The organism is Pseudomonas sp. BF-B-15 (assembly GCF_019946675.1).
GTDB lineage: Bacteria > Pseudomonadota > Gammaproteobacteria > Pseudomonadales > Pseudomonadaceae > Aquipseudomonas > Aquipseudomonas migulae.
Map to the genome: position 1 here is coordinate 1 of NZ_JAGYFZ010000002.1, position 23,514 is coordinate 23,514.

Annotated in this window: 24 protein-coding genes; 9 read left to right on the forward strand and 15 right to left on the reverse strand. The window is 58.9% G+C overall.

The genetic code is table 11. The features are described from left to right. Positions 1-555 precede the first annotated feature (555 nt). Positions 556-1,755: a tyrosine--tRNA ligase gene (gene tyrS / locus KGA97_RS01040; RefSeq protein ID WP_008027125.1), complete on the reverse strand. Its 1,200-nt coding sequence runs from the start codon at positions 1,753-1,755 to the stop codon at positions 556-558. A gap of 211 nt (positions 1,756-1,966) precedes the next feature. On the opposite strand from tyrS, the gene KGA97_RS01045 reads away from it, so the two are divergent. Both KGA97_RS01045 and KGA97_RS01050 read left to right on the forward strand, forming a co-directional pair. After that, positions 1,967-3,385 carry a peptidoglycan DD-metalloendopeptidase family protein gene (locus KGA97_RS01045; protein WP_223452650.1) on the forward strand — a complete coding sequence of 473 codons (1,419 nt, stop codon included), beginning with the start codon at positions 1,967-1,969 and terminating at the stop codon, positions 3,383-3,385. A 3-nt stretch (positions 3,386-3,388) separates the two neighbouring features. Beyond that, complete coding sequence (locus tag KGA97_RS01050; protein ID WP_223480069.1) at positions 3,389-4,480, forward strand: anhydro-N-acetylmuramic acid kinase; 1,092 nt, start codon at positions 3,389-3,391, stop codon at positions 4,478-4,480. Between the two features lie 66 nt (positions 4,481-4,546). On the opposite strand, the gene erpA is transcribed toward KGA97_RS01050, so the two are convergent. Continuing rightward, the gene (gene erpA, locus KGA97_RS01055) at positions 4,547-4,897 is read right to left on the reverse strand and encodes an iron-sulfur cluster insertion protein ErpA (RefSeq protein WP_007947969.1); all 351 of its coding nucleotides are present in this window, start codon (positions 4,895-4,897) and stop codon (positions 4,547-4,549) included. 168 nt (positions 4,898-5,065) lie between these two features. Further along, positions 5,066-6,100, reverse strand: coding sequence for an N-acetyl-gamma-glutamyl-phosphate reductase (argC, locus tag KGA97_RS01060; protein ID WP_008035993.1), 1,035 nt, complete (start codon positions 6,098-6,100; stop codon positions 5,066-5,068). A gap of 135 nt (positions 6,101-6,235) precedes the next feature. Between argC and hemJ the strand changes: the two genes are divergently transcribed. The 6 genes from hemJ (at position 6,236) to coq7 (ending at position 10,839) form a co-directional block, all read left to right on the forward strand. Continuing rightward, positions 6,236-6,664 carry a protoporphyrinogen oxidase HemJ gene (hemJ, locus tag KGA97_RS01065; RefSeq protein ID WP_008027117.1) on the forward strand — a complete coding sequence of 143 codons (429 nt, stop codon included), beginning with the start codon at positions 6,236-6,238 and terminating at the stop codon, positions 6,662-6,664. 33 nt (positions 6,665-6,697) lie between these two features. Continuing rightward, positions 6,698-7,666: an NAD(P)H-dependent flavin oxidoreductase gene (locus KGA97_RS01070; RefSeq protein ID WP_008035990.1), complete on the forward strand. Its 969-nt coding sequence runs from the start codon at positions 6,698-6,700 to the stop codon at positions 7,664-7,666. A 92-nt stretch (positions 7,667-7,758) separates the two neighbouring features. Next, complete coding sequence (locus tag KGA97_RS01075; RefSeq protein ID WP_223480070.1) at positions 7,759-8,706, forward strand: DUF805 domain-containing protein; 948 nt, start codon at positions 7,759-7,761, stop codon at positions 8,704-8,706. 95 nt (positions 8,707-8,801) lie between these two features. Continuing rightward, positions 8,802-9,590, forward strand: coding sequence for an SDR family NAD(P)-dependent oxidoreductase (locus tag KGA97_RS01080; RefSeq protein WP_032828658.1), 789 nt, complete (start codon positions 8,802-8,804; stop codon positions 9,588-9,590). Positions 9,591-9,671: 81 nt separating this feature from the next. After that, positions 9,672-10,010, forward strand: a complete 339-nt coding sequence (locus KGA97_RS01085; protein ID WP_008027110.1) for a histidine triad nucleotide-binding protein — start codon at positions 9,672-9,674, stop codon at positions 10,008-10,010. Positions 10,011-10,191: 181 nt separating this feature from the next. After that, positions 10,192-10,839: a 2-polyprenyl-3-methyl-6-methoxy-1,4-benzoquinone monooxygenase gene (gene coq7 / locus KGA97_RS01090; RefSeq protein WP_008027108.1), complete on the forward strand. Its 648-nt coding sequence runs from the start codon at positions 10,192-10,194 to the stop codon at positions 10,837-10,839. A 118-nt stretch (positions 10,840-10,957) separates the two neighbouring features. Here coq7 and speD read toward each other — a convergent pair whose 3' ends face one another. Further along, positions 10,958-11,752 (reverse strand): adenosylmethionine decarboxylase, encoded by a 795-nt coding sequence (speD, locus tag KGA97_RS01095; RefSeq protein ID WP_008027106.1) that lies wholly within the window; start codon positions 11,750-11,752, stop codon positions 10,958-10,960. A 239-nt stretch (positions 11,753-11,991) separates the two neighbouring features. Further along, entirely contained in the window at positions 11,992-12,414 is a 423-nt protein-coding gene (locus tag KGA97_RS01100; protein WP_007941657.1) for an OsmC family protein, read from the reverse strand. Positions 12,415-12,644: 230 nt separating this feature from the next. On the opposite strand from KGA97_RS01100, the gene crp reads away from it, so the two are divergent. Continuing rightward, the gene (gene crp, locus KGA97_RS01105; protein ID WP_008027103.1) at positions 12,645-13,289 is read left to right on the forward strand and encodes a cAMP-activated global transcriptional regulator CRP; all 645 of its coding nucleotides are present in this window, start codon (positions 12,645-12,647) and stop codon (positions 13,287-13,289) included. On the opposite strand, the gene KGA97_RS01110 is transcribed toward crp, so the two are convergent. The 10 genes from KGA97_RS01110 to KGA97_RS01155 all read right to left on the reverse strand — a co-directional run bounded on the left by KGA97_RS01110 (position 13,286) and on the right by KGA97_RS01155 (position 23,309). Continuing rightward, on the reverse strand, positions 13,286-13,987 hold the full coding sequence (locus KGA97_RS01110; protein WP_223480071.1) for a biotin/lipoate A/B protein ligase family protein: 702 nt from the start codon (positions 13,985-13,987) through the stop codon (positions 13,286-13,288). The two genes, crp and KGA97_RS01110, sit on opposite strands and share 4 nt — an antisense overlap. Positions 13,988-14,142: 155 nt before the next feature. Continuing rightward, on the reverse strand, positions 14,143-14,979 hold the full coding sequence (trpC, locus tag KGA97_RS01115) for an indole-3-glycerol phosphate synthase TrpC (RefSeq protein WP_008035982.1): 837 nt from the start codon (positions 14,977-14,979) through the stop codon (positions 14,143-14,145). After that, on the reverse strand, positions 14,976-16,025 hold the full coding sequence (gene trpD / locus KGA97_RS01120; RefSeq protein WP_008027097.1) for an anthranilate phosphoribosyltransferase: 1,050 nt from the start codon (positions 16,023-16,025) through the stop codon (positions 14,976-14,978). Before trpD ends, trpC begins: the two co-directional genes overlap by 4 nt. Positions 16,026-16,034: 9 nt before the next feature. Continuing rightward, positions 16,035-16,628: an aminodeoxychorismate/anthranilate synthase component II gene (locus tag KGA97_RS01125; protein ID WP_008027095.1), complete on the reverse strand. Its 594-nt coding sequence runs from the start codon at positions 16,626-16,628 to the stop codon at positions 16,035-16,037. 107 nt (positions 16,629-16,735) lie between these two features. Then, positions 16,736-18,217: an anthranilate synthase component I gene (trpE, locus tag KGA97_RS01130; RefSeq protein WP_223480072.1), complete on the reverse strand. Its 1,482-nt coding sequence runs from the start codon at positions 18,215-18,217 to the stop codon at positions 16,736-16,738. Positions 18,218-18,288: 71 nt separating this feature from the next. Further along, on the reverse strand, positions 18,289-19,107 hold the full coding sequence (locus tag KGA97_RS01135; protein WP_223480073.1) for a phosphoglycolate phosphatase: 819 nt from the start codon (positions 19,105-19,107) through the stop codon (positions 18,289-18,291). Beyond that, positions 19,104-19,778: a ribulose-phosphate 3-epimerase gene (gene rpe / locus KGA97_RS01140; protein WP_008035979.1), complete on the reverse strand. Its 675-nt coding sequence runs from the start codon at positions 19,776-19,778 to the stop codon at positions 19,104-19,106. Before rpe ends, KGA97_RS01135 begins: the two co-directional genes overlap by 4 nt. Positions 19,779-19,858: 80 nt before the next feature. Then, positions 19,859-21,007 carry an iron-containing alcohol dehydrogenase gene (locus tag KGA97_RS01145; RefSeq protein WP_223416347.1) on the reverse strand — a complete coding sequence of 383 codons (1,149 nt, stop codon included), beginning with the start codon at positions 21,005-21,007 and terminating at the stop codon, positions 19,859-19,861. Between the two features lie 216 nt (positions 21,008-21,223). Further along, positions 21,224-22,048, reverse strand: a complete 825-nt coding sequence (locus KGA97_RS01150) for an ABC transporter permease (protein WP_008027084.1) — start codon at positions 22,046-22,048, stop codon at positions 21,224-21,226. Positions 22,049-22,061: 13 nt separating this feature from the next. Beyond that, positions 22,062-23,309, reverse strand: a complete 1,248-nt coding sequence (locus KGA97_RS01155; RefSeq protein ID WP_008027082.1) for an ABC transporter permease — start codon at positions 23,307-23,309, stop codon at positions 22,062-22,064. Positions 23,310-23,514 lie beyond the last annotated feature (205 nt).

The window sequence follows — 23,514 nt, forward strand, 5'->3', positions numbered from 1 at the left end:
TTCAAACATCTTTGGGTTTTTAAGAAACCCTAAACTTGGCTCAGCAATCGTTGGTTACATCTTTGATTTCTCGCGGAGTAACTTGTGATGCTGATAATCTTGTTGACTATCAGTCTGACTCCACAAGTACCCACACGAATTGCTTGATTCAGTTGTTAAAGAGCGGTTGGTTAAGATCTTTCGTCTCAACCGAGGCGCGCATTCTACAGCGTCCTCTGTATCTGTCAAGCGGTTATTTTCAGAAGTTTTCAAAGTTTCCTTTGCAACTTCAACCACTTGCGCTTCCGATCTCTCGTTAGCGGGAGGCGAATTCTACAGCGTTACTCGCTGCTGTCAACACCTCTTTTTCTCCGCTTTCGACCGAGAAGATCGAACCGTTAAAAGAGCCACACAACACCGCTCTTCCAACTCCTTCTGGGCTTCGATGAGCTGAAGCAACTCGCTGCCGAAAACTGCGTAACTCATTGTTTACCAAGGAGTTTTCCGTTTCGACTGCGCCGGAAGTGGGGCGAATTATAGACTTCCAGAATCTGCCGTCAACCCCTAATTCCAGCTTTATTCGGATTTGAGCGAAATACGCGCAAATGCCTTCTTGCCAGCCTGGCAAACATGGGTCGCGCCCAGCACGTATATAAAGGTGCGATCCACAACCTCACCATCTATACGTACACCGCCGGAATTCAGCAGATCACGCGCTACCGCCGAGTTCTTCACCAGGCCTGCCTTATTAAGGACAGCAGCGATCGGCATATCTTCAGTAGCGGTCAATTCGATTTCCGGCAGATCGTCCGGCAGCTCGCCATCCTTCATACGATTGCCCGCCGCACGGTGAGCATTGGCTGCTGCCTCTTCACCATGGAAGCGCGCAACAATCTCTTCGGCCAGCTTGATCTTGATGTCGCGCGGATTGGCACCCGCCTCGACATCGGCACGGAACGCATTGATCTCATCCATGGAACGGAAGCTGAGCAATTCGAAGTAACGCCACATCAGCGCATCCGGAATCGAAACCAGCTTGCTGTACATCACTCCCGGCGCTTCCTGAATACCGACGTAGTTGCCCAAGGACTTGGACATCTTCTTCACGCCATCCAGGCCTTCAAGCAACGGCATGGTCAGAATGCACTGAGGATCCTGCCCATAACCGCGCTGCAGCTCACGCCCCATCAACAGGTTGAACTTCTGATCGGTACCGCCCAGCTCGACATCCGCGCGCAAGGCGACCGAGTCGTAACCCTGAACCAGCGGATAGAGGAACTCATGGATGGCGATTGGCTGATTGGTCGTGTAGCGCTTGTCGAAATCGTCGCGCTCGAGCATGCGAGCAACGGTGTACTGCGAAGTCAGGCGAATGAAGTCGGCCGGCCCCATCTGATCCATCCAGGTGGAGTTGAACGCCACCTCGGTTTTGGCCGGATCAAGAATCTTGAAAACCTGGGTCTTGTAGGTCTCGGCATTCTCGAGAACCTGCTCACGGGTTAGCGGCGGACGCGTAGCGCTCTTGCCGCTCGGATCACCGATCATCCCGGTGAAGTCACCTATAAGGAAGATCACCTGATGCCCCAGCTCCTGGAACTGGCGCAGCTTATTAATAAGCACCGTGTGACCCAGGTGCAAATCCGGCGCGGTCGGATCGAAGCCTGCCTTAATACGTAGCGGCTGGCCACGCTTGAGCTTTTCGATCAGCTCGGACTCGACCAACAGTTCTTCTGCACCACGTTTGATCAGCGCTAGCTGCTCTTCAACCGACTTCATAACAGACCCGCAAGGCTCGAATTCAAAGGGAACCAACCATACAAGATCACGCGTCAAATACAAAGTTTGGCCGGCGCAATGACGCCAATCCGCTGACAGAGTGACCACGGACTTGCTTCAGAGATGATTTGGTTATATTTTATACAGTTATTTCATCTTCATCATGTCATTCATCTTTTCCAATTCATCTTTTTCAAAGTCAAAATTACCTATGACCAAAGAATCGTCTAAAGCGCCTCCGCTTTACCCGAAGACCCACCTGCTCGCAGCAAGTGGTATCGCCGCCCTTCTGAGCCTGGCGCTTCTGGTATTTCCTTCCAGTGATGTAGAAGCAAAAAAGACGACACTGAGTCTTGAACTGGAAAGCCCTGCTGAACAACTGACACAAGATCAAGACGCTGCCGACGTCGCCCAAGCCACAAATGAGCCGGCAACTTCCCCTTTTGCGCAGATCGAAGACAGCTCCGAAGAGTCCCAGGAAACTGCCCAGGCCAAACCCGCGCCGGTTGTCGAAGAAAAGAAGGGTCCCAATCACAGGGAAGTGATCGTCGCCAAAGGCGATACGCTCTCCACGCTGTTCGAGAAAGTCGGCCTTCCGGCCACTTCGGTGCATGAAGTATTGGCCAGCGACAAGCAGGCCAAGCAATTCAGCCAACTCAAACACGGCCAGAAACTCGAATTCGAACTGAACCCCGAAGGCCAGCTGACCAACCTGCACAGCAAGGTCAGCGACCTCGAAAGCATCACCCTGACCAAGAATGACAAGGGTTATGTGTTCAACCGCATCACCGCCAAGCCTACCGTGCGCTCCGCCTACGTTCACGGCGTGATCAACAGCTCGTTGTCGCAGTCCGCCGCGCGCGCCGGCCTGTCCCACAGCCTGACCATGGACATGGCCAGCGTGTTTGGCTATGACGTCGACTTCGCCCAGGATATTCGCCAGGGTGACGAGTTCGACGTGATCTACGAACAGAAAGTCGTCAACGGCAAGGCTGTCGGCAATGGCCCGATACTTTCCGCACGCTTCACCAACCGCGGCAAGACCTACACCGCCGTGCGTTACACCAACAAACAAGGCAACAGCAGCTACTACACTGCTGACGGCAACAGCATGCGCAAGGCGTTTATCCGCACCCCGGTAGACTTTGCCCGCATCAGTTCGAAATTCTCCATGGGCCGCAAACACCCGATCCTGAACAAGATCCGCGCTCACAAAGGCGTCGACTACGCAGCTCCGCGCGGTACGCCAATCAAGGCGGCCGGTGATGGCAAGGTGTTGTTGGCCGGCCGTCGCGGCGGTTATGGCAATACCGTGATCATCCAGCACGGCAACACTTATCGCACGCTGTACGGCCATATGCAGGGCTTTGCGAAAGGTGTCCAGACGGGCAGCTCCGTCAAGCAGGGTCAAGTGATTGGCTATATCGGCACTACCGGCCTGTCCACCGGACCGCATCTGCACTACGAGTTCCAGGTCAATGGTGTGCACGTCGATCCACTAGGTCAAAAAGTGGCGATGGCCGATCCAATTTCCAAAGCAGAACGGGCACGTTTCCTCGCGCAGAGTCAGCCTCTGATGGCGCGTATGGATCAAGAAAAATCCACCCAACTGGCTTCGAGCAAGCGCTAAGCCATGACGCGCTATATAGGTGTGATGTCCGGAACCAGTCTCGATGGCCTGGACATCGCGCTGGTTGAGTTGAACCCGGCGATCAGACTGGTCGCCACGCACTACATTCCCATGCCTGATTCCCTGCGCACCGAGTTGCTTGGCTTGTGCGCCAGCGGCCCGGACGAGATTGCCCGCTCCGCCATCGCCCAGCAAAACTGGGTGACTCTGGCGGCGCAGGGCATTCACACCCTTCTTGATCAACAAAACCTGAACCCCGAAGACATTCGCGCGATTGGCAGCCATGGCCAGACCATTCGCCACGAACCGGCACGCGGCTTCACGGTACAGATCGGCAACCCTGCCCTGCTGACCGAATTGACCGGCATCACCGTGGTCAGTGACTTCCGCAGTCGCGACGTTGCGGCCGGCGGGCAAGGCGCACCACTGGTGCCAGCGTTTCACGAAGCGCTGTTTGAAGAGCAGGCGGGCAACCGCGCAGTATTGAACGTCGGCGGTTTCAGCAACCTCAGCCTGATCGAACCCGGCCAACCCGTAGCCGGTTTCGACTGCGGCCCCGGGAACGTACTGCTGGACGCGTGGATTCATCAGCAACGCGGCGAAAACTTTGATCGTGACGGCCAATGGGCAGCCAGCGGCCAAGTCGAACCTGTTCTGTTGAAAGCGCTACTCAGTGATCCGTTCTTCGTGACCAAAGGCCCGAAGAGCACCGGTCGTGAAGTGTTCAATCTGCCATGGCTGACACAGCATCTTTCGCAATTGCCGACCTTCGCCGCCGAAGACGTGCAAGCAACACTGCTTGAGCTGACCGCGCTGACCATCGTCGAATCATTGCAAAGCGCACAAGCGGATACCCGAGAGTTGCTGGTCTGCGGCGGCGGCGCGCACAACGCCACGCTGATGAAGCGCTTGGCCGCCCTGCTGCCAAACGCGAACGTCAGCAGCACCGCCACTCATGGCGTTGACCCGGACTGGGTCGAAGCCATGGCCTTCGCCTGGCTGGCTCATTGCTGCCTGGAAGGCATCGCGGCCAATCGTCCAAGCGTCACCGGCGCTCGCGGCCTGCGCGTACTCGGCGCCATCTACCCGGCCTGAACGCCAGACAGCAAAACGCCGCAGAGCCCTGAGGCCATGCGGCGTTTGTAATGCGGTGAATCGCGATCAGATCGAGAACGAAGAGCCGCAGCCACACGTGGTGCTGGCGTTCGGGTTCTTGATCACGAAACGCGAACCTTCCAGACCTTCCTGGTAATCCACCTCGGCACCTGCCAGGTACTGGAAGCTCATCGGATCGACGACCAGGCTCACACCCTCGCGCTCGACGATGGTGTCGTCATCGGCCACTTCTTCATCGAAGGTGAAGCCGTACTGAAAACCTGAACAACCGCCGCCCGTAACGAATACGCGCAGCTTCAAGCGATCATTCCCCTCTTCATCGACCAGGCTCTTCACCTTGTGCGCGGCACCGTGGGTAAATTGCAAAGCCGTGGGGGTGAAGGATTCGACGCTCATGCTGACTATCTCCCGGCGTTACGCCGCCATAATGCGTGATGACGCGCATTATCCGCTTCTCCTAGAAAAGCGGTCAACTATTGTTACGGTATATCAATAAACCCGATTGCCGGTTCGAAACGCAAAAAGGCCCGTTCAACGGGCCTTTTTGCTGAGCGGGCTAAAGCCTTACGGCAACATACCAGCGTGCGACAAGCCCAGACGCTCATCCAGACCGAACAGGATGTTCAGGTTCTGCACCGCCTGACCCGACGCACCTTTTACCAGGTTATCGATGACCGACAACACCACCACCAGGTCACCGTCCTGCGGACGATGCACGGCGATACGGCAGACGTTGGCGCCGCGCACGCTGCGGGTTTCCGGGTGGCTGCCTGCTGGCATCACATCAACGAACGGCTCGTTGGCATAGCGCTTTTCAAACAGCGCCTGCAGATCCACCGAACGATCCACGACCGTCGCGTAGAGCGTCGAGTGAATGCCGCGAATCATCGGCGTCAGGTGCGGAACGAAGGTCAGGCCGACATCCTTTCCTGCAGCTCGACGCAGACCCTGGCGAATTTCCGGCAAGTGACGGTGACCTTTCACAGCGTAGGCCTTCATGCTTTCCGACGTCTCGGAGTACAACGAGCCTACGGCCGCGCCACGACCCGCACCACTGACGCCGGATTTGCAGTCAGCGATCAAGCGCGTGGTATCGGCCAGACCAGCTTCGAGCAATGGCAGGAAACCCAATTGCGTAGCCGTTGGATAGCAACCCGGTACGGCGATCAGGCGAGCCTGCTTGATCTGTTCGCGATTGACTTCCGGCAAGCCGTAGACCGCTTCTTCCAGCAGCTGTGGCGCACCGTGCGGCTGGCCGTACCACTTGGCCCACTCATCGGCATCTTGCAGACGGAAGTCCGCGGACAGGTCGATGACCTTGGTTCCGGCCGCCAGCAGTTCACCGGCCAGCGCGTGGGCAACACCGTGAGGCGTGGCGAAGAACACCACGTCGCAGGCGCCCAGGGTCTTGATGTCCGGAACGCTGAACGCCAGGCCGTCGTAATGGCCGCGCAGGTTCGGGTACATATCAGCTACGGCCAGACCGGCCTCGGATCGGGAAGTGATCACTACCACTTCTGCCTGCGGATGCTGTGCCAACAGACGCAGCAGTTCGACACCGGTGTAACCCGTGCCGCCGACGATACCGACCTTGACCATAAACCTGCCCTCAACGAACCCACTGGAAAGCCGTCGATAATAGGGCCCGTATCGCCCTGCGACAACCGTCAAGGTGACGTGCGGACGCTCTACCCTCTACTATCTTCGCTACCGTGAACCTGGGAATAACCAAAAATGCTTTATCTGTGGCTCAAAGCGCTTCATATCATCAGCATGGTCTGCTGGTTTGCCGGCCTGTTTTACCTGCCGCGCCTGTTCGTCTATCACGCCCAAAGCGAAGACACCGTCAGCAAGGAACGCTTCAGCCTGATGGAGCGCAAGCTGTATCGCGGCATCATGGGCCCGGCGATGATCGCCACGCTGGTTTTCGGCATTGCGCTGATCGGGCTGAACCCGGGCATATTCAGCCAAGGTGCCTGGATTCACGCCAAATTGACGCTGGTGGTGATCCTGATCGGCTACCACCACATGTGCGGCGCGCAGGTGAAACGATTTGCCCGTGGCGAGAACACCCGCAGCCATGTCTTTTATCGCTGGTTCAATGAAGTGCCGGTTCTGATATTGCTGGCTATCGTAATTCTGGTCGTCGTTCGGCCGTTCTAACTTCAATCGGCACCACTCACCGGGGTACTTCCAATGTCGCTGCCCGCTTTGCTCGAACAACGTTTGCGTCTGCCCGTGGTGGCAGCGCCGATGTTCCTGATTTCCAACCCGCAACTGGTACTCGCCTGCTGCCGTAATGGCGTGGTCGGCAGCTTCCCCGCGCTGAACCAGCGTGAGAGCAGCGGCTTCAAGGCCTGGCTGGAAGAGATCGAAGCAGGGTTGGCGACAATGGAAAAACCGGCGCCCTACGCCGTGAACCTGATCGTCCACAACAGCAACCCGCGCCTGCAAGCAGACCTGGAGATCTGCATCGAGCACAAGGTGCCGATCGTGATCACCAGCCTTGGCGCCGTTAAAGAACTGGTCGACGCAGTCCACGGCTACGGCGGCCTGGTATTCCATGACGTAACGACTCGTCGCCACGCAGAGAAAGCAGCGGAGGCTGGCGTAGATGGTTTGATCGCCGTTGCCGCAGGCGCCGGTGGACACGCGGGTACCTGGAGCCCGTTTTCGCTGATTGCCGAAATCCGCCAGTTCTTCGACAAGACGCTGTTGCTGGCCGGCTGCCTCAATCACGGTCACGAGATACTCGCGGCACAATTGCTCGGTGCGGATCTGGCCTACTTCGGTACGCGATTTATCGGCACCACCGAAAGCCATGCGCCTGAGGCCTACAAGGAGATGCTGCTGACATCCAGAGCGGCAGACATCATTCATACTCCGGCGGTGTCGGGTGTTCCGGCGAGTTTCATGCGCCAAAGCCTGGAAGCGGCCGGTTTCGACATGGCGGCGTTGCAAAACAAAGGCGAGGTCAACTTCGGCTCCAAGCTCAAGCCATTGAGCGATGAAGCCAAGGCCTGGAAAACCGTGTGGTCCGCCGGCCAGGGCGTCGGAGAGATAGACGATTTACCGAGCGTGGATCAATTGGTTGCACGACTGGACGCTGAATACCGCCAGGCGCTGGAGCTGGCAGCACAACTGCCGAAACGCTGGCCGCGTTAGCAGGAAATTTGGCCAGTCATCCTCGACTGGCCTTACACTCCGGGCTCGCAACTCTCTAACTATTCAAACACCCGCGACAAGGATGCCTCGCAATGAGCGACAACCGTTTCAAGATCGTATTCGACGGCGCTCTGCTGCCGGGGATCGACCTCACCACCGCCAAACTCAATCTGGCGGCGTTGTACAAAAGCGAAGTGGCAGCCGTCGAACGACTGTTCAACGGAAAGGCTGTTACGCTCAAGCAAGGCCTGTCGCAGACTGACGCGCAAACCTACCTTCAGGCGCTGACGAAAACCGGCATCGAAGCCCGCATCGAAGCCGAGCCCCCAATTGAACTGAACCTGGCCGACGCTCACCACCACGCCCCCGCCAGCAGCAAACCCGCGTTCGCAGAACCGGAGTCGCCGTACGCACCACCTCAGGCCAGGGTCGGCGAAAACCTGCCGCCGTTCGGCACGCTCAAGCCTTTTGGCGTCGAAGGGCGAATCGGTCGTTTGCGCTATCTGGCCTGGACCATGGTGCTGACGCTGGTCATGCTCGGCGTCGGGTCGGTCGTCGCCATTTTCGCCATCGCCCTGATCGCCAGCGACTCGACTGCAGGCCTGATTGTCGGTGGCCTGGTGGCAATCTTCCTGGGGATCGCCATCGCGGTCGTCAGCATTCAGATCAGCGTTCAGCGCCTGCACGACATCGGCTGGTCCGGCTGGACCTGGCTGCTCAATCTCGTGCCGTTCGTAGGCAGCTTCTTTTCGCTTGCGATCATGTGCGTGCCGGGCAACACCATCGCCAATCGCTACGGCCCACCACCACCGCCAAACACCACGGCAGTCAAAGTGCTGTCTTCGCTGTGGGTGGTATTCATTGCCATCATCTTTTTTGTCGGTGTATTGACCGGCGCTTCCAGTGCGATCCAGCAAGAGTACGAAGACGCTGCCGGACTCAGCTATGACAGCGGCTCGGTAACCACCGAAGAAGTGGAAGTCGAGCCCGCCGCAGAGGCTGAAGAAGTGCCGGATTCCGCAGACGAGGAAGCCCAATAAGCCCCGGCCCCTGTAGACTCTGCGAAAGAATGAACAGCGCTCCCCGCCCGTGACACCTGCGTCGCAGGCGCGGAGCTGTTGCGATGGAGAACTGCATGACCCGTTACGCTCTGATCACTGGCGCTTCCAGCGGCATCGGCCTGGCGATGGCCGAAGCGCTGGCCCGCCGTGGCCGCAGCCTGATTCTGGTGGCCCGACAGCGTGATCAGCTGGAAAGTATTGCAATTGAACTGACCCAACGTTTTGGCGTGGAGGTGTTGTTCCGCGCCTGCGACCTCGGCGAGCCGCTGCGCCTGTCCGGGTTTCTGCTTGAACTGGAAGAAGGCGACCGGCAGATCGACTTGCTGGTGAACTGCGCCGGCATCGGCACCTGCGGCCCGTTTCTGGCGCAGGACTGGATGACCGAACAAGACCTGATCGAGGTGAACATTCTGGCCCTCACTCGCCTGTGCCATGCCATCGGCAACAGCATGGCCTTGCAGGGCGGTGGGCAGATCTTGAACGTCGCCTCGGTTGCAGCGTTCCATCCCGGCCCGTGGATGAGCACTTACTACGCCAGCAAAGCCTATGTACTGCACTTTTCCGAAGGGCTGCGCGTCGAGCTGAAGAAATGCGCAGTCAAGGTTTCCGTACTCTGCCCCGGCCCGACCCGCACCGCGTTTTTCCGCACCGCACAACTGAACAGCGACAAACTGGTCGACAGCAAACTGCTGATGAGTCCCGAGGAAGTCGCGCTCTATACCGTGCGGGCTCTGGATAAGAATCGCGCCATTATTATTCCGGGCCGGCTGAACCGCTGGTTCGCTTTCCTGCCACGGCTCGGCTCACGCTGGCTGATCAGGACCATCACAGGCATGGTCAACAAGGCCTATTGCCCGCGCTGACCTGGCCTCAAGGCAAAAGGCTGGGCTCGGGGATCACCCATGAGTACACTCAGGCCAGCCCAAACAACGGAGAAAACAGCTGTGGATACTCTGTTCACCAAGATCATCAACCGGGAAATCCCGGCGAAGATCATTTACGAGGACGACCAGGTACTGGCCTTCCACGACATCGCCCCGCAGGCACCGGTGCATTTCCTGGTGATCCCGAAGAAACCGGTGCGCACCTTGAACGACCTCACCGAGGACGACAAGGCATTGGCCGGGCATATTCTGTTCACCGCCCAGCGCCTGGCACTGGAACTGGGTTGCGAAAAAGGTTTTCGCGTTGTCATGAACTGTAATGAAGAAGGTGGGCAAACTGTCTACCACATTCATATGCATGTGCTGGGTCAGCGTCAGATGCACTGGCCGCCGGGTTGATTCACTGCGCATCCCTGTAGGAGCGAGGCTTGCCCGCGAAAAGGTCGATGCGGTTGTTCAGATAGACCGCATTATCGTTCTTCGCGGGCAAGCCTCGCTCCTACAGGGTTGATGACCCAGCGCAAACCTTCCCCGGCCGATTGGGTTAAACTGGCCGCCGAGATTCCTCCCGGAGATCAGCATGACTACCCAACGTCACTACTCGCCCATTGACCGTCTTCTGCTGCAAGCCGATGCCGCGATGCGTACCCTGCTGCCCTTCAGCGGCCAGCCGTACCGTCCGTCCCCTGCGATCGTGCAGCCGGAAACGCAAATGAGCGACGAAGACACCCGGCACGTCGCCGGCCTGATGCGCATCAACCATACCGGCGAAGTCTGCGCCCAGGCGCTGTATCAAGGGCAGGCCCTGACCGCCAAGTTGCCGCAGGTGCGCGCCGCCATGGAACATGCTGCTGAAGAAGAGATCGACCATCTGGTCTGGTGCGAGCAACGCATCAAGCAGTTGGGCAGCCATACCAGCATTCTCAACCCGCTGTTCTACGGCATGTCATTCGGGATTGGCGCGGTGGCCGGTTTGATCAGCGACAAGGTCAGCCTGGGTTTCGTTGCGGCTACCGAGCATCAGGTGTGCAAGCACTTGAACGAACACCTTGAGCAACTGCCGGCCGAGGACGAAAAGTCCCGGGCGATTCTTGAGCAGATGCGTGTTGATGAAGAGCAACATGCCGAAAGTGCGCTGGAGGCTGGGGGCTTTCGTTTTCCGGCGCCGGTGAAGTTCGGGATGAGCTTGATGGCCAAGGTGATGACCAAGAGTACCTACAGAATCTGACGATTGTGTTGTTCGTTAGGGCCTCTTCGCGGGCAAGCCTCGCTCCTACATGGGATCTGCGGCAATAAAAAAGGCGACTGCCGTGAGGGAGTCGCCTTTTTTTGTGCTCGCGAGAATCTTAGGTCGGCATGTTGCGCGCGTAGAAGATTTCGAGCATTTCGTGTTTCACACGATCCGTCACTTGGGCGCGTTGCTCAGGGGACAGGTTGTTGGTCGCGTCGCCGAACAGGTAGTTATCCAGCTCGAAGTTCTTCAACAGCATTTTGGTGTGGAACAGGTTTTCCTGGTACACGTTCACGTCGGTCATCTGGTACGCGTCACGGGTGTCTTCGGACAGGTAGTTCTGGATCGAGTTGATCTCGTGATCGATGAAGTGCTTGTTGCCTTCGACGTCACGGGTGAAACCGCGCACACGATAATCCACGGTCACGATGTCCGAATCGAACTGGTGAATCAGGAAGTTGAGCGCTTTAAGCGGTGAAATGACGCCACAGGTCGACACGTCAATGTCCACACGGAAGGTCGCAATACCGTCGTCCGGATGGATTTCCGGGTAGGTGTGCACCGTGATGTGGCTCTTGTCGAGGTGGGCCAGGATGATTTCGGGCAACGGGCCCGGAGACTCTTCGATCTGGCTGTCGGTCGGAGTCACCGGCTCTTCAGAGATCAGAATCGTGACGCTGGCGCCTTGTGGGTCGTAGTCCTGACTGGCAATGTTCAGGATGTTGGCACCAATGATATCGACAACTTCCGTGAGGATCTGCGTCAGGCGTTTCGCGTTGTACTCTTCATTGATGTACTCGACGTAAGCCTGCTGGTCTTGCGGGGTTTCCGCGTAGCAGATGTCATAGATGTTGAAGCTCAAGGTCTTTGTCAGGTTATTGAACCCGTGGAGCTTGAGTTTGCTTTTCACCGTTAAAAACTCTCTATGTATTGCGGCCCGGGCCGCGTGATCAAGCATGCCCGTCAGATGCGTACGACGCACCTGCGTAGGACGGTTAACACCTCTTCGCGATGGCGATTTTGGTTGTCTGTTCGGGTGAGCGGTCTGTCGGTTGACGGACCACTACCCTGAAAAAAGTGGCGCATTATGCAGACGTCAGCTTGGGATCGCCAGAGTCTGCACCGCTTTTATGATAGTTGAATGTCGAATCAACCGAGTTCGATGATTTCGTAGTCGTGGGTAATCGCGACACCCGCCGCGCCGAGCATGATCGAGGCCGAGCAATACTTCTCGGCAGACAGCTCGATGGCGCGCTTGACCTGGGCTTCTTTCAGCCCGCGCCCCTTGACCACGAAGTGCATGTGGATCTTGGTGAAGACCTTCGGGTCCTCGGTCGCGCGCTCGGCTTCGAGGAAGGCTTCGCAGCTTTCGACGGCCTGACGGGACTTCTTGAGAATGCTGACCACGTCGAAATTGCTGCAACCGCCGACACCCAGCAGGAGCATTTCCATCGGCCGGACACCCAGGTTACGACCACCGGCATCGGGCGGACCGTCCATGACCACGACATGACCGCTACCGGATTCGCCGAGGAACATGGCTTCGCCAGCCCATTGGATGCGTGCCTTCATCGCCAAGACTCCACTGTATAAAAAAGGGTCGCCAGCTTAGCACAGGGCCCTGGATTGACAGCGCTCGCCGTCCTAGGACAGAACCTTTTGCTTTGTAGGTAAAATCTCGAATATTGCAGGAAGTGTCTGTTAAGCTGGCGCCAATTCGCTGGCGCATTGCCAGCTTTGTAGCAACCTCAGTGCCTCATAAAAAAACCAAACACACCGTGCAGTCTTTCCGGGATACAACCATGGTTGCTATTGCCCCTACACCCAAGATCAAGAACCTCGACAAACTGTTGATGCATTGCCAGCGCCGTCGCTATGCGGCCAAGAGCAATATCATTTGCGCCGGCGACCGCTCGGAGACGCTGTTCTTCATCATCAAAGGCTCGGTCACCATCCTGATCGAGGATGACGACGGCCGTGAAATGATCATTGCCTACCTGAACTCCGGAGACTTCTTCGGCGAGTTGGGTCTGTTTGAACAGGCCGGTCTGGAACAGGAACGCAGCGCCTGGGTGCGCGCCAAGATCGAGTGCGAAGTCGCTGAAATCAGCTACGCCAAATTCCGCGAGCTGTCCCAGCAAGACCCGGACATTCTTTACGTACTTAGCGGACAAATCGCACAACGCCTGCGCAACACCACACGCAAGGTCGGTGACCTCGCATTCTTCGACGTGACAGGTCGCGTTGCCCGTTGCCTGCTGGAATTGTGCAAACAGCCCGATGCGATGACCCACCCCGATGGCATGCAGATCAAGGTGACCCGTCAGGAAATCGGGCGGATTGTCGGGTGTTCCCGGGAGATGGTCGGTCGCGTTCTTAAAGATCTGGAAGAACGCAACCTGGTGGACGTCAAAGGCAAGACCATGGTGGTCTTCGGGACGCGCTAAGCCTTGAACATGTCTGCCAGCAACTGGCGATAGAGTGCATCGAGCCGTGCCAATGCGTCAGGCGCGGCGAACTTCTCATGGAGCGCGATGTGGCTTTCGGCGCGGACCCGTTGCTCCAGGCCGCACGCTTCATTGAAGCGATTGACCGCCGCGACCATTGATTCGCGCTCGTTATCCAGCAACAACGCACCGTGCACCAACCCGACCGGGCGCGTGCCGCCCTTGCTCTGGCGCCAACGCTGGGCGGTGCCGACCATCTTGCGACCGTCGAGATTGACGTTGAAACGGCCATCGCAAAATGCACCGTCGATTTCGCCCAGGGACGAAACGCCACCCAGTTCATCCAGCAACTGACAGATCGGATCGCAGAGCCTGCGATAGGCGGTTTCGATGCGGTTCTGGTCGCCCTCGCTACGCGGTGGCGCGTAGACCAACGCGATGTTGATGGTTGAAGCCGACTGCGGCACGGGCTCGCCGCCGGTTTCACGCAAAAGGACTGGCCAGCCGGCTGCCGCCGATACTTCACAAGCGTGATCGAAACCGGGCAGGCGATTCAAACGGCGCGGCATGACCAGAGCCCGATCGCTTGGCTGCCAGAACAACAGGCCAAACTCTGAATCGCCTGCACAGACCGACGCCAGCAAATCCTGTTCCGCTTGCAGGCCGGCTTCGATGGTCAGAGGGACAGGTGAGGTCATAAGGTGCTCCGTAAGACTTGAGGTCTGAGGTGTGTCTTATGCCGCCATCGCCGGCAAGCCGGTCTCGCTCCCACAAGGGATCTGCTAACACCATAGATCCAATGTAGGAGCGAGACCGGCTTGCCGGCGATGGGGTCGACTCGATCTGCCAGTAATCAGTCGAGTGTAGAACCGCTGACGGGTACGCCACGCTCCGGGAAGAACAGGCGCTGAAGCTCGGTGCCCGGGCTTTCGGCGCGCATGAACGCTTCGCCGACCAGGAACGCATACACGTCGCTGATTTCCATCAGCTCGACATCGGCCCGATTGAGGATGCCGCTTTCAGTGATCACCAACCGGTCACGCGGAATCCGCGGCAACAAATCCAGCGTGGTTTCCAGACTGACGTCGAAGGTGTGCAGGTTGCGGTTGTTCACGCCGACCAGCGGCGTGTCGAGGGTTTTCAAGGCCCGCTCCAGTTCGTCGCCGTCATGGACTTCCACCAGCACGTCGAGGCCAACGCTTTTTGCCACCGCCGCCAGCTCGGCCATTTTCACGTCGTCCAGCGCGGAGACGATCAACAGCACGCAGTCCGCGCCCAACGCACGGGCTTCGACGATCTGATACGGATCGATCATGAAATCCTTGCGGATCACCGGCAGTTTGCACGCCGCCCGGGCCTGTTGCAGATATGCATCTGCGCCCTGGAAATAATCGATATCGGTGAGCACCGACAGGCAGGTCGCGCCGCCCTTCTCGTAGCTCCTGGCGATATCGGCAGGAACGAAGTTCTCGCGAATCACGCCTTTGCTCGGCGAAGCTTTCTTGATTTCAGCAATGACCGCTGGCTGCTTCAGCTTGGCCTGCGCCAGCAATGCCTTGGCAAAACCACGGGGTGCATCGGCCGCCTTGGCCAGACTTTCCAGCTCGGCCAGGCTCACACGAGCGCTACGCTCGGCGACTTCCTGGACTTTGCGCGCCAGAATGTTTTCCAGAACCGTCGGTACACTCATCCCTCATTCTCCACTTTGAATACCGCGGTAAATGCACCCAACTCCTCAAGTTTTTCCCGAGCGAGGCCTGTGTGCAGCGCATCGTGCGCCAGGGCAACGCCTTCTTTCAAACTGGTCGCCAGGTCGGCGGCATAGAGTGCAGCACCGGCATTGAGCACGATCATCTCGGCAGCTTTCTGACCGCTCTCGGTCTTGCGCTTGCCCAGGGCATCGCGAATCAGCTCAAGCGAAGCGGCCGGGCTTTCCACCGCCAGGCCGTGCAGGCTCTGGCTCTTCATGCCCAAATCTTCCGGCTCGACCCAATACTCGGTGATCTGGTCATTCTTCAATTCCGCCACGTAGGTCGGCGCAGCCAGACTGAATTCGTCCAGGCCGTCTTTCGAGTTCACCACCAGCACATGCTTGCTGCCCAGACGTTGCAAGACTTCGGCCAATGGCCGGCACAGCGCCTGGCTGAACACGCCCACCACCTGATGTTTCACGCCAGCCGGATTCGTAAGCGGGCCGAGCATATTGAACAGGGTACGCAGACCAAGATCCTTGCGCGGGCCGGCGGCATATTTCATGGCTTTGTGATGAGTCTGGGCAAACATGAAACCGATGCCGACGTTGTCGATGCAGCGCGCTACCTGAACCGGCGTCAGGTTCAGGTAGATGCCCGCCGCTTCCAGCAGATCGGCGCTGCCGCTTTTGCCCGAGACCGCACGGTTACCGTGCTTGGCCACAGTGCAACCGGCGGCTGCCACCACAAAGGAAGAAGCCGTCGAGACGTTGAAAATGTTCGCCCCATCGCCGCCGGTGCCGACCACATCAACCACGCCGTCGAGGGTTTTCAGTTCGACCTTGTCCGCCAGCTCGCGCATGACCGACACGGCGCCGACGATCTCGTCGATGCTTTCGCTCTTCATGCGCATGGCCATCATGAACGCGCCGATCTGCGCGTCCGTGCATTGCCCGGTCATGATCTCGCGCATCACATCGCGCATTTCATCGGTGCTGAGGTCGAGTTGATCGACGATACGGCTGAGGGCTGTCTTGATATTCATGGGAAGTCCTTAGCGCGTGCCGCCGGTTTGTTTGAGGAAGTTGGCGAACAACTCGTGGCCCTGCTCGGTCAGGATAGACTCAGGGTGAAACTGCACACCTTCGATGTTCAGCGTCTTGTGGCGCAGGCCCATGATTTCGTCGACCGAACCGTCTTCAAGCTGAGTCCAGGCGGTCAGCTCCAGGCAGTCCGGCAAGGTTTCGCGCTTGACGATCAACGAGTGATAACGCGTGACGGTCAGCGGATGGTTCAGGCCTTCGAAGACACCTTTGTCTTCGTGGAACACCGGGCTGGTCTTGCCGTGCATCACCTGGCGGGCACGAACCACATCGCCGCCGAAGGCCTGGCCGATGGATTGATGACCCAGGCACACGCCGAGAATCGGCAGTTTGCCGGCGAAATGCTTGATGACGTCAATCGAGACGCCCGCTTCGGTCGGCGTGCAAGGACCGGGCGACACAACGATGCGCTCAGGGTTGAGGGCTTCGATTTCGGCAACGGTCAGTTCATCGTTGCGCACGACTTTAACCTGAGAGCCTAGCTCACCGAGGTATTGCACAACGTTGTAGGTAAAAGAGTCGTAGTTATCGATCATCAGCAACATGGCTTGAGAACCTCTTGAATTCACGGACTATAAAGGCTGCCTTCGAATGAGCGACCCGCAGCGCTTTGTCAGCCAAAGCGACATGGCATACGGGTCACGTTCATCGGTCAGCTTTCCGGGGTTTGTTCAGCCAGGGCGACTGCGCGGAACATGGCACGACGCTTGTTCAGGGTTTCTTCCCATTCCAGCGCCGGCACCGAGTCGGCAACGATGCCGCCACCGGCCTGCACGTGCAGTTCGCCGTTCTTGATCACGGCGGTGCGGATCGCAATCGCCGTGTCCATGTTGCCGTTCCAGGCAAAGTAACCGACCGCGCCGCCATAGACGCCACGCTTGACCGGCTCCAGTTCGTCGATGATTTCCATCGCGCGAATCTTCGGTGCGCCGGACAAGGTGCCCGCCGGCAGGATCGCCCGCAATGCGTCCATTGCCGTCAGCCCGGCTTTCAGTTGCCCGGTGACGTTGGAAACAATGTGCATCACGTTGGAATAACGCTCGATAACCATTTTCTCGGTGAGCTTCACCGAGCCGATTTCCGATACACGACCGGTGTCGTTACGACCCAGGTCGATCAGCATCAGGTGTTCGGCGATTTCCTTGTGGTCGGAGAGCAGGTCTTTCTCCAGCGCCAGGTCCGCCTCTTCGTTAGCCCCACGCGGACGGGTGCCGGCAATCGGGCGAACGGTGATCAGATTGTCTTCGACCCGCACCAGCACTTCCGGCGAACTGCCGACGACGTGGAAGTCGCCGAAGTTGAAGAAGTACATATAAGGCGTCGGGTTGAAGCAACGCAGCGCCCGGTACAGATCAATCGGCGCCGCCTTGAAGTCGATCGACATGCGCTGGGACGGCACGACCTGCATGCAGTCACCGGCCAGGATGTATTCCTTGATGGTGTCGACGGCTTTTTCGTAATCGTCCTGGGTGAAACTGGAGCGGAACAGCGGGTCAGCCGATTGTTGCTTGCTGAAGTCCAGGCCTCGGCGCGGAGTGATTGGCTGACGGAGTTTTTCCAGCAGCTCTTGCAGGCGCGTCTGACCTTGCTCGAAGGCATCGTCCTGCGACGGGTCGGCCAGGACAATTGCGTGCATTTTGCCGGCGAGGTTGTCGAACACCACCACCGCATCGGACACCATCAGCAGAATGTCCGGCACGCCCAGCGGATCCGGGTTCGGGCACTTGCCCAGACGCTTTTCCACATAACGCACGCAGTCGTAACCGAAATAACCCACCAGGCCGCCGTTGAAGCGTGGCAGGCCGGGGATGGTCGGTACGTTGTAACGGGCTTTGAATTCTTCGACGAACGCCAGCGGGTCTTCCGCTTCATGGCTTTCAATCTCGACGCCGTCATGGGTCACGCTGATGTGATGGTCATGAACCCGCAGCACGGTGCGGCACGGCAGGCCGATGATCGAGTAACGGCCCCACTTCTCCCCGCCCTGCACGGATTCGAGCAGGTAGGAATTGGGCTCGTCAGCCAGTTTCAGGTAGATCGACAGCGGCGTGTCGAAATCGGCCAGGGTTTCGCAGGCAAGCGGGATGCGGTTATAGCCGGCAGCGGCCAAACGCAGGAATTCTTCGCGGATCATGGGGTAGCCTCGTGGCTTGAGGTGCTAACAGTCAGGTATGCAAACGCGCCGGTAGACCGGCCAGGAACAAGTCAGGCGCGCCAACGCCAGCGGGCCAGGGCCTTGATGACTTTCATCCAGAGTTTGCGAGTGACCACCACGATGGCGTTTCCAGAAGGGGGTTGAACAGCGTCGGCCAACGTTATCTCAGCGGCCGGATCCAGGCAACCGGGAATTAGCTTGCGCAGGTCGTCGATGACCAGCGCCGGCGACTCTTCGGCAATCGGCCGACCGTGGTTATAGCCATAACTGAGGGCCACGCATTTGACCCCCGCCGCTTTCGCCGCCAGCACATCGCTGCGCGAATCGCCGACAAACAGCGATTGCGACGCCGGGATGTTGGCCATTTTCATCACGAAAAACAGCGCTGCCGGGTCAGGTTTCTTCTGCGGCAAGGTATCGCCGCCGATGATCCATTTGAAATAGCGGCCGATTTTCATCTGATCCAGCAACGGTGCGACGAAGCGCTCCGGCTTGTTGGTGATCAGCGCCATCTCTACGCCTTGCTTGTTCAGCCACTTGAGGGTGTCACGCACGCCGGGGTAAACCACCGTCAGGTCGTGACCGTCCTCGTAAAAGCCGTTGAACAATTCCAGGGCATGTTCAGCCTCGACATCATCGACACCTTCGGCGTCGATGTGATTGGCCAGGGCCCGGCGCACCAGCAAGTGCACGCCGTTGCCGACCCAGTCACGCACCGATTCGATGCCGACAGGCTGGCGCCCAAGTTTGAGCAGCATGTTATCCACCGCCGCGGCGAGGTCAGGGACCGAATCGACCAGCGTGCCGTCCAGATCGAACATCACCAGCCGTGGCAGACGCCCCGGGAACAGCTGCTCAAAGCCACTCATGGACGGGCCAGCGCCAGTTCGGAACGCATCTTCTCGATGACTTCCTGGTAGTTCGGCGCGTTGAAGATCGCCGAGCCGGCCACGAAGGTATCGGCGCCAGCCGCCGCGATTTCACGAATGTTGTTCACGTTCACGCCGCCGTCGATTTCCAGGCGGATGTCACGGCCCGAGGCATCGATCAATGCGCGTGCCTCACGCAGCTTGTCGAGGGTGCCGGGGATGAACTTCTGCCCGCCGAAGCCCGGGTTGACGCTCATCAGCAGGATCATGTCGACCTTGTCCATCACGTACTTGAGTACGTCCAGCGGGGTCGCCGGGTTGAACACCAGGCCCGACTTGCAGCCGCCTTCGCGGATCAGTTGCAGGGAACGGTCGACGTGCTGCGTGGCTTCCGGGTGGAAGGTGATGTACGTCGCGCCGGCCTCGATGAAGTCGCCAACGATGCGGTCAACCGGGCTGACCATCAGGTGCGCGTCGATCGGCGCGGTTACGCCGTACTTGCGCAGCGCGGCACAGACCATCGGGCCGATGGTCAGGTTCGGCACGTAGTGGTTGTCCATGACATCGAAGTGCACGAAGTCGGCGCCGGCGGCCAGAACGTTGTCCACTTCTTCACCCAGGCGGGCGAAGTCGGCGGAGAGAATCGACGGAGCAATTACGAAGGGCTGCATGACGCACCTTTTCTGAGCAGAATCACGATGGCGCGCATTGTATACCTCATGCTTTGACGCGCGCACCGTAAGGACGATGATCAGTAGGCCGCGCGGTAGATCTTCTCGATATCAATCGCACTCAGTTTGCGTGGATTGTTGCGCATCAGGCGCTCGATACCCGCGGCTTCCAGGGCCAAGGCCGGAATCGCATCCTCTGGAACACCGAAACTGCGCAGGCCCGACGGGATTTCTACCGCTGCGCACAACGCGGTCATCGCCTCGACGGCTTTGTCCGCGGCGTCATTGGCGCTCAGATGAGCGGTCTTCACGCCCATGGCTTCGGCAATATCCTGCATGCGCTCGACGCAGGCCATCTTGTTCCAGGTCATGACGTACGGCAGCAACAAGGCGTTGCTGACGCCGTGGGCGATGTTGAAACGCCCGCCCAGCGGATACGCCAGCGCATGCACCGCGCCGACCCCGGCATTGCCGAACGCCATGCCGGCCATCAGGCTGGCGGTGGCCATGTCTTCACGCGCCTGCAGATTGGAAGGATTGGCGTAGGCCTTGGGTAACGCCTGGGTGATCAACTTGATCGCGCCGATGGCCAGCGCGTCGGTAATCGCTGAAGCATTGAGGGACAAATAGGATTCGATGGCATGCACCAGCGCATCGACGCCACTGGCGGCGGTGACACTGCGCGGGCAGGTCAGGGTCATTTGCGGGCTGACCAGCGCCACGTCCGGCAACAGATAGTCGCTGATGATGCCCTTTTTCAGCTGCGCGACCTTGTCGGAGAGGATCGCGACGTTGGTCACTTCCGAGCCGGTGCCGGCGGTGGTCGGGATGGCGATCAGCGGCGGGCCCTTGCGCGGCACCTGGTCGATGCCGAACAGATCCTCCAGCGCGCCGTGATAACCGGCATACGCTGCAACACTTTTGGCGATGTCGATCGCGCTGCCGCCGCCCAGGCCGATCAGCCCGTCGTGCCCGCCTTCACGGTAAACGCGCATGCAGTCTTCGACGATGGCGATTTCCGGGTCTGGCAGTACACGGTCGAAAATCTCGTAGCTACGGTCCCCCAACTGCGCGAGCGCCAGCTCCACCGTGCCGGATTTGACCAGCGCGGCGTCGGTGACGATCAACGGGTTGTCGATGTCCAGGCGCGTGAGCTCGGCGGACAGTTGCTCGATGGCAGCTGCGCCGGTGATCAGTTTGTGTGCGATTTTGAAAGAGGAAAGACTCATCGTGCGCAGCCTCTTATAGATAGGGGAGCTGGGCACAATAGTAGCTGGGGATTGGGGTTTGTCTGCTATTCAGCGCGTGAATGACCAAACATGGGAACAACACAAATCTAATGTAGGAGCGAAGCTTGCTCGCGAAGGGGCCATGTCAGTCAACATCGATGCTGACTGTTCTGGCCTCTCGCGAGCAAGCTTCGCTCCTACAAAATCAAAAGCTGATCAAACCTGGGCGGTGCGCAGTTTTTCGCTGCGGCCACGCAGCCATTCCAGGGTCAGCAGCAGGATCACCGAGAAGGCGATCAGCAGCGTTGCCGCGGCGGCAATCGTCGGGCTGAGGTTTTCGCGGATACCGCTGAACATCTGCCGTGGCAAGGTCGCTTGCTCGGGACCGGCGAGGAACAACGTCACCACCACTTCATCGAACGAGGTCGCGAAGGCAAACAGCGCACCGGAGATCACACCTGGTGCAATCAGCGGCAAGGTCACGCGGCGGAACGCGGTCAGCGGCGAAGCACCGAGGCTGGCAGCGGCGCGCACCAGGTTGTGGTTAAACCCCTGCAACGTTGCCGACACCGTGATGATCACAAACGGCACACCCAACACCGCGTGCACCACGATCAACGAGAAGAAGCTGTTGCCCAGGCCCAGCGGTGCAAAGAACAGGTAACTCGCGACGCCGATGATCACCACCGGTACCACCATCGGCGAAATCACCAACGCCATCACCAGCGCCTTGCCCGGGAAGTCGCCCCGCGTCAGGCCAATCGCCGCCAGCGTACCGAACACCATCGCCAGCACGGTCGCCGCCGGGGCGACGATGATGCTGTTCTTCAGTGCACGCATCCATTCCGCCGAGGCGAAGAAGTCCTGATACCAGTGCAGCGAAAAACCTTGCAGCGGATACACCAGGAAACTGCCCGAGTTGAACGACAACGGGATGATCACCAACACCGGCAGAATCAGGAACAGCAAAATCAAGCCGCAGAGAATCCGCAAGCTGTAGAACCACACCCGTTCGATGGGCGACATGTAAGGACTCAGCATTTCGATTCTCCCCTTAGCTCAGGCGCAGGCGACTGGCGCCCACCAGCCAGCTGTAAATCAGATAAAGCACCACGGTCGCCAACAGCAGCAGCCCACCAAGTGCGGTCGCCATGCCCCAGTTGATGCTGGTGTTGGTGTAGAAGGCGACGAAGTAACTGACCATCTGATCGTTCGGGCTGCCCAGCAAGGCCGGGGTGATGTAGTAGCCGATGGCGAGGATGAACACCAACAGGCAACCGGCGCCGACACCGGCATAGGTCTGCGGGAAGTACACCCGCCAGAAACTGGCGAACGGGTGGCAGCCGAGGGAAATCGCGGCGCGCATGTAGGTCGGCGAGATGCCTTTCATCACGCTGTAGATCGGCAGGATCATGAACGGCAGCAGGATGTGCACCATCGAGATATAAACCCCGGTGCGGTTGAACACCAGCTCCAGCGGCTTATCGATGATGCCCATGGCCATCAGGCCGCTGTTGATCAGCCCGCCCGATTGCAGCAATACGATCCACGCAGCGACGCGCACCAGAATCGAGGTCCAGAACGGCAGCAGCACCAGGATCATCAACAGGTTGCTTTGACGCGACGGCAGATTCGCCAGCAGGTAAGCCAACGGATAGGCGAGTACCAGGCAGATGGCGGTGATGATCAGGCCCATCCAGAAGGTGCGGGCGAAGATGTCGAGGTAAATCGCCTGATCGGGCGTGGCCGGGGCGATTTCGCCAAGGTCATCGATGCGGTGATCGACCGCTGCCAGCAAGTAGTACGGCGTGATGTTGCTGGTGTTGCGGCGCACCGCTTGCCAGTAGGCCGGGTCGCCCCAACGCTCGTCGAGCCCTTCCAGCGCGTCTTTATAAGAGGCCGGTTCGGTAGCGAACGGCAAGGCGCGGGCGGTTTTGGTCAGCAGGCTGCGATAGCCGGCCAATTCCATGTTCAAGCGCTTGGACAGGTCGCCCAGGGTCTGATTCTTGCGCGCTTCAGCGAGGTCTTCGCTGGCCGCTTTGTAAACCGGTTCAGCGGGCAGGCCACGGCCGTCCCAGCTAGCGATGGCCGCCACGGTGCGCGGCATGCCGCCGACCACTTCCGGGTTACCAACGCTTTTGTAGAGCAGCGCCACGATGGGCACCAGGAACACCAGCAACAGAAACAGCACCAATGGCGCGATCAAGGCCTGGGCCTTCCAGCGGTTGATCCGCTCGGCGTGCTTGAGCCGCTGCTTCAAGGTGGGGTCAGTGCCCGCGTTCAGGGGAATGGCGGTGGCCATGGCGTACTCCGGAAATCTTTGATCGTTACAGAGGCGGCATCCATTGACCGCGAGGCCGCCTCTGTTCTTGATAACTACACATCCCCCCCGTAGGAGCGAAGCTTGCTCGCGAAGGCAGCGTGTCAGTCAACATTGATGTTGAATGTGCTGACGTCTTCGCGGGCGAGCCTCGCTCCTACGGGAGTCGATAAGCCCACGGGGTGGT